Source organism: Dyadobacter sp. 676 (assembly GCF_040448675.1).
Classification (GTDB): Bacteria; Bacteroidota; Bacteroidia; order Cytophagales; family Spirosomataceae; genus Dyadobacter.
The window spans coordinates 579,891-594,031 of the sequence record NZ_CP159289.1 but is presented as its reverse complement, the minus strand read 5'-3'; the positions used below and the strand labels follow the sequence as shown (position 1 = coordinate 594,031).

The following is a 14,141-nucleotide window of genomic DNA, read 5'->3' as shown; positions in this document are numbered from 1 at the left end:
AAGCGATTTATTCAACGTTATTTTGGATTGTTTTACTTAGTTGTTCTAAAAAACAAAATTAAGTACTTCTGACTAATCAGGCGCGATGTTCATCGGAGCTGGTGTGTGTTTAGTTTAGATTCCGGACGCCGATTTGTGCGTCCGGAATTTTTTTGTTTAATTTTTGGCCGGATATTATTGCTTAATTCAGGTATAGGTACATTTTTTAACAATATGTTTTATAACCAATCAAAATTGCGGTGGTATTTTAATACTATTACCGCCAGCGGCGGGAGTGTCAACGGAACGGAATGGACACGGCCGTGCCGGGGAATAGGATAACTTTCGGTTTCTTCCCGACAGACAACGTCGGACCCCCCCGTAGCGAAGATTATCGCTATTGAATACCTCCCGGTAATAACCCGGTCTCGGAACACCAATCCTGTAATTTTCCCTGACTACCGGCGTAAAATTGGCGATAAACAACAGCTCCTCGGAAGGCGAAGCGCCTTTCCGGATCCAGGCCAGTACACTGTTGGTCGCATCCTGGTGATCGATCCATTCAAAGCCTTCCCGGGAAAAGTTCCGTTCGTAAAGCGCGGGTTCGTTGCCATAAAACTCGTTCAGGTCCTTTACCAGCCTCTGGATGCCGTTGTGCGCGGGGTGCTGGTTCTCACCCCAATCGAGGCTGTAATCATGGCGCCATTCATGGTTCTGTCCGAATTCAGCTCCCATAAAGAGCAGCTTCGCACCCGGATGCCCGTACATGTACGTATGCAGGAGGCGCAGGTTCGCGAAGCGCTGCCATTCATCGCCAGGCATTTTGTGCAGAAGCGAGCGCTTTCCATAAACAACTTCGTCATGGGAAAGCGGCAACACAAAGCGCTCCGAAAATGCATAGTGCAGACTGAACGAAAGTTGCCCCTGGTGATAAGACCGGTAAACCGTATCTCTTTGAAAGTAAGCCAGCGTATCGTGCATCCAGCCCATCATCCATTTGAGATCGAAGCCTAGTCCGCCGCTGCTTACAGGGTGCGTTACCCCTGGCCAGGCGGTGGATTCTTCTGCAATGGTAAGTACCTCCGGAAAGGATTGGTGAACGGCGGTGTTAAAATCGCGCAAAAAGTCGATGGCTTCAAGGTTTTCACGCCCGCCATATTTATTGGGTATCCACTCGCCTTCTTTTCTGGAATAGTCCAGGTAAAGCATCGAGGCAACGGCGTCGACGCGCAGGCCGTCGATATGAAATTTGTCTAGCCAATAAAGGGCGTTGGATATCAGGAAGCTTCGCACTTCGTGCCGGCCATAGTTGAAAATGGCACTTTGCCAGTCGGGATGGAAGCCCTGCCGGGGGTCGGCGTGCTCGTATAAATGTGAACCGTCGAAATAGCCGAGGCCATGCTCGTCGGTAGGAAAGTGGGAAGGAACCCAATCCAGGATCACACCGATGTTGGCTTCGTGCAATGCATTGATCAGGAACATAAAATCCTGTGGCGTTCCATATCGGCTCGTTGGTGCGAAATAACCGGTAACCTGATATCCCCATGAACCATAAAAAGGGTGCTCCGCCATGGGCAGGAACTCTACATGGGTAAATCCCATGAACCGGCAGTATTCGGGCAGCTCCGCGGCGAGTTCCCGGTAGGTCATCCACCGGCCCTCTTCCTCGGGGACTTTTCGCCATGAGCCGGGATGTACCTCATAGATCGATATCGGGTTGTTCAGTGCAGGCGCCTTCCTTTTTTCCATCCAGGTATGGTCGGTCCATTCAAAACGGAGGTCCCATACGACTGACGCCGTGTGTGGGGGTGTTTGCCAATACGTCGCATAAGGATCGCCTTTTTCGACCTCATAAGCATTGGCAGAGCGGATAAAATACTTGTATAACGCCCCTCGCGACACCTGGGGAATAAAGCCCTCCCAGATACCTGAACCGTCGCTACGGGCCGACAGGGGATGAGCATCTCGCTTCCAGTCGTTAAAACTACCGATAACCGACACTTCCACCGCGTTCGGCGCCCACACCGCGAAATGTACCCCCCTGAATATCGGCCTCACTCCCGGTGTGGGCTCCAAGCTTGTTGTAAATATGATAATGCTTCCCGGATCGGAACAGGTCGACGTCGTAGCCGGAAAGCAATGTAGGCAATTCCTGTTGTTGCGTCATAATTTATTGGTTAAACCATCACACCAGCCTCGGTTTTGTCGAGAATCGCCCGGATACCTCTGAGCGGCACCATTACCCACGATGGCCGGTTGTTTACTTCATAATTGAGCTCGTAAATCGCTTTTTGCAGCAGGAAGGTCCTGAGAAGTATTTCGAGGTCACCCTTCTGATGCGGGATGATGGGGCTGTTACCCACAGTTTCGAGATAAGCTTTCATAAAAAAGCCGCCCATGTAGTGATGCCATTGCTCCACAAACGGCAGCAGCTTGCTGGCGTCTTCGGGCCTGATCTGGTTGTCGAGATAAAGGCTGCTGTGCGCGACGTAATGAAACGACCGAAGCATACCGGCAACATCGCGAAGAGCCGAGCGTTTCAACCTGCGCTCGCTGTAACTTCTCGCGGGTTCGCCTTCGAAATCGAGCAGGACAAAGTCTTTGCCCGTGAACAGCACCTGGCCCAGATGGTAATCCCCATGGATGCGGATCTTGGCCGTATCGATTTTATGACTGTATACTTTTTTAAGCTCCATGAGTATTTCCTCCCGCAGTTGCATTACCTCCTCCGCCGCCTGCCGGGTTTTGTCATCCAGCTTTTTCATATTGCGATTGAGGCTCTGGAACGCGACGCGCACCAGCGATTGAAGCGAGGAATACACAGATCGCTGGTAATGGAGGGAGAATTCCTCCGGCTTGAAATCCGGGTTTTCTTTTTCGCTCGCCAGCGCCAGGTGCATTTCGGCGGTTCGAATGCCCAAAAGCCTGGCTTGCTCGGCCACGTGAACATCGAGCAGCTCTTTCAGTATTTCGGGGATATCTTCATAACCGACGGGCTCCGTAAGTGTTCCGCGTAGTTCGGAAGGCAATTCCAGGCCGGTTGTGGACAGCACTTTTTCATTGAAACTATCGAGGCGATCGAGCATATTGGCCCAGGCGTCGGTGGCGTTGCCGACCATTTCCTGCATCATGCCCAGCACCATCGAATCCTTTTTGTACCTCCATTCAATGTTACCAATATAGGCGGGTATGTTCTTGAACTTCGCTTTGTGGGTAAGGTATTGCGTAATTTCCACATCGGGATTAATCGCCCTGTCGACTTTGCGATAGAGTTTGAAGAAATACTTGCCGTCGTAGGTAATGGACGTGTTGCTTTGCTCGCCCGAAAGGACGCGTGGTTTTATCCGATCGGTTTCTTTCATGTGCCGGGCCAATTGCCGGTTGCCCGAAAAATGGATCTGGCTGTTTTTTGCGTTCAGCCGCTCGTTTTCCGCCATATCGCGGATCAGCGCTTGTTGCAGTTCGAGCCCGTAAATAGCGTCGAACAGCACGCCTTCTTCTTCGCCTTCGATCTGCATGCGAGCCAGCACGGCCTGGGGACAGTTTTCCCGCACATTAAATGCGAAAGGCTCCTTGCCGAATGCAACCGGAAGCTGATACATTTCGGGGAGGTCGTTCTGGTAGGATGTTTCGAGCAGCAACAGAAAGCAAGGCGGATTGTCGCCCAGCGGAATAGCGGCGTGCGATACGATGCTAACCTTATCGAGCCCCTTCCCTTTTCCTCCAAACCATCTCATTTTCATCAGATAGGAGGGCAGAATCTTAGTTTCGAGCATTTCCAGCGTCTCCTGTTCCAGCAGATCCTTCCATTTTTCAAGCTTAACCAACGGCAATTCACGGTTCTCATCGATCTCCGGATGCGTTTTTTGCATCACAAAGCACTGGCAGCCATAAGCTTCCAAAGTGAAGAAATAAGGTGTGTTATCCTTCACTCCCGGAAATTTGTTCCTGCTGTAAATTTCCACCGGCTGAAATCCCTTGTACTGATCCAGGTCGAGCTCCACGGGCTGTGGGAATCTCGAAAGGTTCGCTATTACCAGCATCGTTTCGTCTTCGTGGCTGCGGGTGAACGCCAGGACTTTCGCATTCTCATGGTTCAGGAATTTGATATCGCCCCGGCTGAATGCCTTGTATTTTTTGCGGGTGCTGATGGCCCGCTTCATCCACCATAGCAAGGACGACGAGTTTCGCGACTGTAATTCCACATTAACCGACTCATAGTGGTATTGCGGGTCGAGGATAAGCGGCAGATAAAGGCGCTGCGGATTGGCCTGTGAAAACCCTGCATTGCGGTCGGGGCTCCATTGCATGGGCGTCCGCACTCCATCGCGGTCGCCAAGGTATACGTTGTCGCCCATTCCGATTTCGTCGCCGTAGTAAATGATCGGCGTTCCGGGGAAGGTAAACAGCAATGTGTTGAGCAGCTCGATTTTCTTGCGGTTGTTTTCCATCAACGGTGCCAGCCGGTGCCTGATCCCGAGGTTGATTCTCGCCTTGGGATCTTTTACATACACTTTATACATGTAATCACGCTCTTCGTCGGTGACCATTTCGAGGGTCAAGCTCGTCGTGGTTTCGGAGAAAAATACCCCACTGACAGTTGTCGGGTATGGCCGGGGTCTGATCGAAAATGTCGGTAAGCGGGTACCTGTCCTCCATTTGAAGCGACATAAACATCCGCGGCATAATCGGGAAATGGTAGTTCATCTGGCATTCGTCGCCGTCACCGAAATAGGATGCCGAGTCTTCGGGCCACATATTGGCTTCCGCAAGCAGCAACGTGCCGGGATACCGGTCGTCGACATACTTCCTCAGTTTTTTCAGGAATGCATGTGTTTCCGGCAGGTTTTCGCAGTTGGTGCCATCGCGCTCGAAAAGGTACGGTACAGCATCCAGTCTGAACCCGTCGACCCCCATTTTACACCAGAAATTGATGATTTTGAAAATCTCCTCCTGTACATCCGGGCTGTCATAGTTCAAATCGGGTTGATGGTGGAAAAAGCGGTGCCAGTAGTATTGCTCGGCTTCGTTGTCCCAGGTCCAGTTCGACTTTTCATAATCCTGGAAAATAATGCGGGCGTCTTTGAACTGGCGCGGGTCGTCGGTCCAGACATAAAAATTCCGGTATGCCGAACCTTTGGGTGCACGACGGGCGCGCTGAAACCACGGATGCTGGTCGGAAGTATGGTTGATCACAAGCTCCGTAATTACTTTCAAACCACGTTTATGCGCTTCGCGGAGGAAAGTTTTAAATTCGTGAATATCCCCATACGACGGGTTAATGGTATAATAATCAGCGATATCGTAACCATCGTCTCGCAGGGGCGATGGGTAGAAGGGGAGAAGCCAGATCGCCGTAACGCCAAGGTCCTGGAGATAGTCCAGCTGTTCCATCAAACCCTGAAAATCGCCGATCCCGTCGCAGTTACCGTCTTTGAAGGCTTTAATATGAAGTTCATAAATGATCGCATCTTTATACCAATGCAGATTTTTTTCGGGCATTCCTTTCCTGTATTCCATGTGCTCTCTCAATTCAATCGTTCAACTTTCAGAATGTGTGCCGGCATTTCCCAGGGATTCATTTGTACGTAATTGTATTCCCCCCGCCATTTGTATTTTTCCCCGCTGAGCATATCGCGGATCAGGTACGGCTGGTCGTACCCGATGCCAAAGCGGTGCAGCGGTACCCGAATGTGTGCGCCCTGTGTGTGATGATGGTCCAGGTTGACGGCAATCAGCAACGGCTCGCTGCCATCGGTAGGCGTTTTGGTGTAGCTGATCACCCGGTCATTGTTGGTTTCGTTAAAATCGATATTCCAGGTCGACTGCATGGCCGGATAAGCCCTCCTGATCCGGTTTACCCGCGTGATAATCTCCCGCGTGCGGCTGTACCGGTCCCAATCCCAGTGTTTGATCTCGTATTTTTCGTTATCTGTATATTCCTCCTTTCCGGGGTGCGGTGTGTTGATACCGTATTCATACACTGGCCCGTATAGGCCGTAATTGGAAGAAAGCGTGGCCGCCAGTATCAACCGGATGATGTGAGCATTTTCGCCCCCTTCCACAAGGTGGTGCGGCAGAATATCCGGCGTATTCGGCCAGAAATTAGGGCGGAAATAATATTGCCGGTCGGTTTTGGTAAGTTCGTAAAGGTATTGTTCCAGCTCCCATTTGCTGGTTCGCCAGGTGAAATAAGTGTACGACTGGTTGAAGCCTATTTTTGCCAGCCGCTCCATTACCCTCGGACGTGTAAATGCTTCGGCCAGGAAAATTACCTGCGGGTGGGCTTTCCGTACTTCGCGGATCATCCATTCCCAGAACGGAAATGCCTTGGTATGCGGATTGTCGACCCGAAAAACATTGACCCCGTGCCCGATCCAGAAATCGATCACGCTTTTCAGTTCATTCCAGAGATTTTGCCAGTCCGCCGTTTCAAAATCGAATGGAAGAATATCTTCGTATTTTTTTGGCGGATTTTCCGCGTATTGTACTGTGCCGTCGGGGCGCCACTTGAACCATTGCGGATGTTCTTTCACATAAGGATGGTCGGGCGCGCATTGGTACGCGATGTCCATAGCGATTTCGATGCCGAGTTGCCTGGCCCGCGTTACCAGTTCGGTAAAGTCCGCGATGCTCCCAAGCTCGGGATGGATGGATTTATGCCCGCCGAAGCGGTTACCGATCGCCCAGGGCGATCCTGGGTCTGTAGCAGCCGGAACGAGCGAGTTATTTTTTCCCTTCCGTTTCATTTCCCCAATGGGGTGAACAGGCGGAAAATAGAGCGTGTCGAAGCCCATTTTGGCGATTTTCGGCAACAGCCTGAGAACGTCCCGGAACGTTCCGTGCGCACCCGGCATCTCGGCCGCCGACCGCGGAAAGAGTTCGTACCAGGTACTGAACCCCGCCTTTTTTCGCTCGACTTCCAGCCGGAACGTCTGATCGAAAACGCTGATGCGGTCGGTGTATCGGATTTTTGACATCGCTTCGGAGAGTTGGTCGCTTAACGCCAGGTCGATTGCCCGCTGCGGGTCGCGCCCGTTTTGCAGCGCTGAAATCCATGGCTGAAATGCGGACTGGTCGTCTTTGGCAGCCAATCCGGCCGCTTCGATTAATATTTCCGCTCCGATCAGCAGCTCTACGGAAATATCCTGGCCGGCGTCGAATTTCTTGACCAGCCCTTTCTTCCAGGTCGTGAAGTGGTCGATCCAGCCAGTGAAGCGATATTCGTAAAAGCCCTCTTTTGCCGGCGTCCAGGTCGCGGTCCAGTGGTCGTTTCCGGTGTGCGACAGCGGCACGTCCTGCCATAGTTGTTCGCTTTCGTGGCGGAAAATCACGCTTGCGGCTACGGCGTCGTGACCGTCGGCGATGATATCCGCCGAAAATTCCACGCTTTCGCCGATCGCCCGTTTGGCGGGAAATCTTCCGTATTCGACCTGAGGTCTTACATTGCTGATCACTACCCGCTTCCTGCCGTCCAGCGTGCTCATTGTCGATAACCTTTTTAGTTGTTGATTGATGAATGTCCGAAAACGATAATCAAAATCGTGCCTGCAGAATTGGCACGACGGGCGGGACGAGGTCCGCGGAATGGCGATCGTTAATTTATTTTGAGAGTAAAAAATCTATTCAGTAACTTTTACCGGTAATAGCCCGCTTCCAACCGATTTCATATCTCAACGATGGCCGATCGACAGGCCGAAAAATGACTCAGATAGTGCCCGCTTATCGATGCAGAAATGGATCTGATCGCCTGGCGTGACAGGCACTTTCACGCCTGAATTGGCGTTTCCGGGAAAGTATTAGGCTGCATTTGCCGATTTTCAGTTAGATTTACAAGCTTTGTAGCTTATTTCCGACAGCCATTTCTACAATTTATATCAAATGTAGAAAAAGGAGTAAATCCGGTTGATGCGGAATGCATGCGCGATATGATTGTTCTGAACCCTTCTCATACCATGCAATGGAATTTATTATCGTAGACGACAGTGTTTTCGATCTGTTTACCCAGGAAAAACTGTTACTGAAAAGCGGTTTAACGGAAACGGTCAGGACATTCGGCGTGCCGCAGGAGGCGATAGAGTATCTTATGCAGCAGGACGCGGACATGCCCGAAACGGTGATCCTGCTCGACCTGCAAATGCCGGGCATCAACGGCTTCGAATTTACGGAACACTACGGGCTGCTGCCGGAAGAAGTCCGAAAGCGGATCCGCTTGTTCATGATCTCGTCCACCGTCGATATTTCGGATATCGAACAGGCGGAGGTCAATCCATACATAATCCGGCTTCTGTCCAAGCCGCTCGAAATACCCCAGTTGAGGGAGCTGCTCAAATAACGATGGCCGAATGCTGGCATAATATTTAACGGGCTGACGGTACACTTATCATCAGCTACATGAACAACCCAGTTTCTACCTACCGGCTTCAATTTCATCAGGCATTTTCATTTCAGGACTTCGAGTATCTGATCCCTTACTTTCAAAAATTGGGGGTCGGAACGATCTATGCATCGCCGGTGCTGGCGTCGGCGAAAGGCAGTACGCACGGATACGACGGGACCGATCCCGGCAGGATCAATCCGGAGATCGGGAGCCTGGCGCAATTGCGAAACCTTTCCGCCGATCTCCGGAAATCGGGGATAGGCTGGTTGCAGGATATCGTCCCCAATCACATGGCTTTCAGTACGGAAAATCCCTGGTTGACGGATGTGCTCGAAAAGGGCAGGCAGTCGTTGTATGCTTCTTACTTCGATATCGCCTGGAACAGCGCGCTTTTCCACGGGAAGGTGATGGTGCCGTTTTTGTCGAAGAATGTCGATGAAATGATTGCGGCGGGCGAAGTGAAAGTGCTTTTCACCGGCGAACGCCTCGCGCTGGATTTCGGGGGACTGACATTCCCGCTGAACCTGCGGTCTTATAAGGCGATTCTCGAAAAAGTAGAAGGAGCATCGCAGGCGCTGGCACAGCTTGTGGGCCAGTTGGAAGATCTGAACCAGGTCGAGGATGCTCATGTATTTTCGCAGCGCTGGGACGAGTGGGCAATGCAGTTTCGCGCGCTGTATGCACGCGATGAGGAGAAAGCGGTGATCGACGCCGCGCTGGCACGCCTGAATGCGGATTCGGCCGGGCTCCAGACACTTGCCGACCAACAGAACTATGTACTTTGCCATTGGCAGCGAACGGAAGAAGAGATCAATTTTCGCCGCTTTTTTACGGTAAATGGCTTGATCTGCCTGAATATGCAGGACGATGCCGTTTTTGAAAAATACCACTCGCTGATCAAGCAACTGACGGAAGAGGGTATTTTCCAGGGACTGCGAATCGACCATATCGACGGGCTTTTCGACCCCTCCGGCTATCTGGCCAGACTGCGTGAGGAAATGGGTGACGGCATTTACATTATCGCAGAAAAGATCCTGGGCGAACATGAAGATTTGCCTGTAAAGTGGCCGATACAGGGTACTACGGGCTACGAATTTCTGGCGGTCGTCAACAACCTTTTTACCAACACATCGGCAGAGGGCGAATTCACTGCATTTTACAACGAACTCACAGGTGATAACCGGCCTGCGAATGAGCTTTTGCTGAGCAAAAAAAGCGATATTCTGTATGGGCACATGGCTGGGGAGCTGGAAAACCTGTACCAATTGTTCGTATCGCTGGAACTGGCAGATTCGGAAACTATCGAACGCATTGGCGCCGAATTGATCCGCCAGGTAATCGGCGAATTTCTGATCCATTGTCCGGTGTACCGCTATTATGGCAACGCGGTGCCGCTTTCCGACGAGGAGTCGCAGGCGGTGAAAGCGATTTTTGTAGATATTAACAAACACCACCTCGATTTGTCGCCGGCGGTGGAAGTGCTGGAACAATGCTTCCTGCACAGGCCGGTATTGGGCGATGAGGATTACAACGGGCGTGTAGCCGAGTTTTATCAGCGTTGCATGCAGTTCACCGGCCCGCTGATGGCCAAAGGGGGAGAGGATACGCTGATGTATACCTATAACCGCTTTATAGGCCACAACGACGTCGGCGACTTTCCTGACCGTTTTGGCATTACTGCCGACGATTTCCATCAGTACATGAAAAAACGCAGAAAAGAATGGCCCCTGGCGCTTAATGCGACCTCTACGCACGACACCAAACGGGGAGAGGATGTGCGCGCGAGGCTGAACGTACTGACGGACTTATCGGCGGAATGGATCAGTAAGCTGAAAGAATGGCAACGGGCAAATGCCGGATTACGCCAATCCGCCGGCCCCGACCCCAACGACGAATACCTGATTTACCAAACGATCATCGGTGCCCATCCTATGCCCGGGGAAGACGACGACGATTTCGAAAAACGGTTGGAAGAATATCTGCAGAAAGCTTTACGGGAGGCCAAAATGAACTCTTCCTGGTCGGCTCCAAATGAAACGTACGAGCGCGGAACGGCAGCATTCGTGCGGGAGATCTTAAAAAAGGATTCTTCGTTTTCCAAATCGATGCAGCCATTCCTGGCATCGGTGGCGGATTTCGGCATCATTAATTCGCTGGCGCAAGTGGCATTGAAATTCACTTGTCCCGGAATTCCCGATGTTTATCAGGGCTGCGAGTTGTGGGATTTGAGCCTGGTCGATCCGGATAACCGGCGTGAGGTCGATTTTGGTAAAAGGAAATTGTGGCTGGAAGAACTGGATGGCTACGAGGAGGACCGGTTACTCGAAAAACTCTGGAATGAACGCCTCACGGGGCAAATTAAGCTCTGGCTTACCTGGCGGCTTTTCCAGCTGCGACGGCAATATCCGTTACTTTTTACACAGGGCGAATACATTCCGCTGAAAATCCGTGGTACTTACAAGGATAACCTGCTCGCTTTTGTCCGGAGGCATAAGCGGGATGTCGTGATCACCGTGGTTCCCCTGCACACCGCATCGATGAGCCGCGAACAGCAAAAGGATTTTTTCGGGCTCGACTGGAAGGATACGCATGTGGTGTTACCGGAAAACCTGCTTCCTGAATGGGATAATGTGCTGGCAAATAGCCGGGACGTTTGGCGATCGAAGCTTTTCCCGGGTGAACTGTTCAAACAACTGCCAATCGCGATTCTCAAAGGCGGGCGCATGGATAACGAGCGTAATGCCGGTCTGCTGCTGCATATCAGCTCCCTGCCGTCGCCGTTCGGCATAGGCGATATCGGGCCGGCTGCCTATCAGTTTGCGGATTTTCTCGAAAAAACATACCAGAAAATATGGCAGATCCTGCCACTCAACCCCACGGAAGCCTCCCAGGGGCATTCGCCGTACAGCGCGCTGTCGAGCCGGGCCGGTAATCCCTTGCTGATCAGCCCCGAAATGCTCGCGCGTGAAGGCTTGCTTTCCGAACAGGACCTGGACGAAAACCGGTTGCCGGATTCGTCGGCCGTCGATTTCGACGCGGCGAAAAAAAGCAAGGAAATTTTACTGGAACGAGCGTTCCGGAATTATGAAGAGCGGGCCGGTGGAGAGGCCGCCGAAATGGGAGAGTTCGTAGTGGGAAATGCGGCATGGCTGGACGATTTCACGGTTTATATGGTGCTGAAAAAGCGCTACCGACACCAGCCCTGGTATACCTGGCCGGAAGAGCTGCGTAACAGGGACCGGAGCGCGCTTGATGAGGTACGCAGAAGCGAGCGTGAGGAGATCCGCCGGGTGCAGTGGCAGCAATTCGTATTCGATAAACAGTGGAAAGCGTTGCGACGGTATTGCAACGACCGGGAAATCAGGTTGCTGGGGGATATCCCTTTTTATGTCAGTTACGATTCCGTCGACGTTTGGGCAAACCGCGGGTTGTTTTGCGTGGATGAGGAAGGTAACATTACGGGCGCCGCGGGTGTGCCGCCGGATGCTTTCTCGGAAAGCGGGCAGCTTTGGGGAATGCCGGTATTCAACTGGGAAGCCATCCGGTCGCAGGGGTACCAGTGGTGGATCGACCGGCTGGCGAGGAATATGGAAATGTTCGATCTGGTTCGGCTGGACCACTTCAGGGCATTCGCCGACTACTGGGAAGTGCCGGGCGGAAAGACAACCGCCGTCAACGGAAGCTGGAAAACGGGGCCGGGGGAGGAGTTTTTTAACAAGATCGGCGCCGCGCTCGGGCAGTTGCCCTTTATAGCCGAAGATCTGGGCGAGATCAGTCCCGAGGTGTATCTGCTGCGCGACAAATTCGGCCTGCCCGGAATGAAAGTACTGCAATTTGCATTCGATGAGAATATGCCGCAATCGGACCATATCCCTCACCATTTCAAGCACAATTTTATTGCCTACACCGGCACGCACGACAACAATACGACCAGGGGCTGGTTCCGTGAAATGGGCGCTACGGTGCAGGAGCGGCTGGAATCTTATCTGGGAAAACCGGTTTCCGAAGAAAATGTGGCCGTCGAACTTGCGCGGACCGTTTTTGCTTCTATTGCCAAAACGGCTGTTTTACCTGTTCAGGACCTTCTTAATCTGGACGAAAGCGCTAAAATGAACCAGCCCGGTTCCAGCGAAAACAATTGGGCATGGAGGATGCTTCCCGGCCAGATCACCACGGAAGCCGGGAACTTCCTCACCGCTATCACATGCCTCTATAATCGTGAGTAGACGCTAAAATTCCCCGGGTTTAAATCGGAAGTCCCATACAGTTGTGGCTATATTTGCGCATAGCCACCAACTGTGATTCGTCATGCTTTTCAGAAAAATTGCCGCTTGCGTCCTGCTGCCCTTTGCCGGCACAGTAATGTTTTCGTGTGACCGTCCGGCTAGCTCGCCTCAGGAAGCAGCGCAGTTTCTCACCGCCGTGCCGCGGTGGGAAATTGAAGAAATCGCGGTTAACGACGCGGTCACATTCAAGGATGGCAAAATGACGCAGCAATTCGGCGGTATTGATTTCCAAAGGTATATGGAAACCGTGCAGGTGAAAAAGGACGGTGTTTTTTCCGGTGTCTTCAAGGGCGAAACCACCCCGTTTTTACTAAAATGGCAGATCAGCGACAAAAATATCACGATCGGCGCGCCGGAAGGCGGTAAGAAGGGGGAATGGACAGTGCGTCCGGGCGATGTCCGGAAAGATTCTTTCGTGATGAAAACCCGAAGTACCGCTTACGACTACCCGCGTATGACGACCATCGCGCTGAAATTCAGGGCGGTCCGATAGCATTAACCTTACTGAATCACCATGAGCAAGCTCGACAAAGCTTTTGAACTTTTTGATGCCTACAACAAACGTTCGCCGGGGCGCGTCATGTGGGAAAACGTGGAATATCCGGTTGAGTACTTCTACGCCTTAAAACTGTATGAATGGGTCAGGAACCTTGACCCGCAAGCCAGCGAAAGCCTACTGCTGGCATCGCGGTGCCAGCACATCGGAAGATGGGAGATCGCCCGAAGCAGCTATCCCGACGGCCGCGTGGGCTATTTGAAATGGCGCAGCGATCTTTCAAAATATCACGCGGGGATTGCTTCCGAAATCCTGAACGAAGTTGGGTACGATAAAGAAACGATCGGTCGCGTAAAGCAGATCGTTCTGAAACAGCGCCTTAAAAGCGACGCCGACGTACAAACGATGGAAAACGCATTGTGTCTCGTTTTTCTTCAATACCAATACGACGATCTGATCGCAAAAATGAGTGAGGAAAAAATGATCGATATTCTCCGAAAAACCTGGAATAAAATGAGTGCGCCCGGACGTGACGCCGCATTGGGACTTTCATACAGTGAGCAGGGCAAGAATTTGATTTTGAAAGCATTAAAAGAAGACTGATACATCATCGCGGGTTGCGAATTATGCTCACCGGAGTGCGGGAGCTAATGCAACGCGGAGAGGGCTTCGCATTTGAAACCACTTTGGCAACGAAAAGCTACGCTTCGCTCATTAGGGAAGCTAAGGCTTTGGGCTATCAGGTTACTTTGTTATATTTTTGGTTAACAACGCTTTATGTAGCCCTCGATCGAGTGAAGAACCGGGTACGACTGGGCGGACATTTTATCCTGCTCCGACCGTACTTGCAGAGAGGAATCTTGGTAGAGAAACAAATGTTTCCGATGAAGTTCTTTGGAACAAAATTAAGACCCAATGGAAATGAAAGCAGGTACTCGGAATACTGATGATCTTTCGAAAGAATCATTTTAAGTGTCAGGAAGGCAGTACGCAAAATGAT

The 14,141-nt window shown here is 51.7% G+C and carries 7 protein-coding genes and 1 pseudogene; 4 read left to right on the top strand and 4 right to left on the bottom strand.

Annotation, left to right across the window (positions count from 1 at the left end; all coding sequences use genetic code 11):
* Positions 1-228: 228 nt before the first annotated feature.
* The 4 genes and pseudogenes from glgB to ABV298_RS02785 all read right to left on the bottom strand — a co-directional run bounded on the left by glgB (position 229) and on the right by ABV298_RS02785 (position 7,466).
* On the bottom strand, positions 229-1,980 hold the full coding sequence (gene glgB, locus ABV298_RS02800) for a 1,4-alpha-glucan branching protein GlgB (RefSeq protein WP_353720677.1): 1,752 nt from the start codon (positions 1,978-1,980) through the stop codon (positions 229-231).
* Positions 1,964-2,146 carry a hypothetical protein gene (locus tag ABV298_RS02795; RefSeq protein ID WP_353720676.1) on the bottom strand — a complete coding sequence of 61 codons (183 nt, stop codon included), beginning with the start codon at positions 2,144-2,146 and terminating at the stop codon, positions 1,964-1,966. Before ABV298_RS02795 ends, glgB begins: the two co-directional genes overlap by 17 nt.
* A gap of 10 nt (positions 2,147-2,156) precedes the next feature.
* Positions 2,157-5,499, bottom strand: a pseudogene (treS, locus tag ABV298_RS02790) (maltose alpha-D-glucosyltransferase).
* An 8-nt stretch (positions 5,500-5,507) separates the two neighbouring features.
* Positions 5,508-7,466, bottom strand: a complete 1,959-nt coding sequence (locus tag ABV298_RS02785; RefSeq protein WP_353720675.1) for an alpha-1,4-glucan--maltose-1-phosphate maltosyltransferase — start codon at positions 7,464-7,466, stop codon at positions 5,508-5,510.
* Between the two features lie 473 nt (positions 7,467-7,939).
* Between ABV298_RS02785 and ABV298_RS02780 the strand changes: the two genes are divergently transcribed.
* From ABV298_RS02780 to ABV298_RS02765, 4 genes are all read left to right on the top strand, one after another.
* A complete protein-coding gene (locus ABV298_RS02780; protein ID WP_353720674.1) occupies positions 7,940-8,314 on the top strand; it encodes a response regulator in 375 nt (124 codons plus the stop codon).
* Between the two features lie 59 nt (positions 8,315-8,373).
* The gene (treY, locus tag ABV298_RS02775) at positions 8,374-12,585 is read left to right on the top strand and encodes a malto-oligosyltrehalose synthase (RefSeq protein ID WP_353720673.1); all 4,212 of its coding nucleotides are present in this window, start codon (positions 8,374-8,376) and stop codon (positions 12,583-12,585) included.
* Positions 12,586-12,667: 82 nt separating this feature from the next.
* Positions 12,668-13,138: a hypothetical protein gene (locus ABV298_RS02770; protein WP_353720672.1), complete on the top strand. Its 471-nt coding sequence runs from the start codon at positions 12,668-12,670 to the stop codon at positions 13,136-13,138.
* A 21-nt stretch (positions 13,139-13,159) separates the two neighbouring features.
* The gene (locus tag ABV298_RS02765; RefSeq protein ID WP_353720671.1) at positions 13,160-13,744 is read left to right on the top strand and encodes a DUF4202 domain-containing protein; all 585 of its coding nucleotides are present in this window, start codon (positions 13,160-13,162) and stop codon (positions 13,742-13,744) included.
* Positions 13,745-14,141 lie beyond the last annotated feature (397 nt).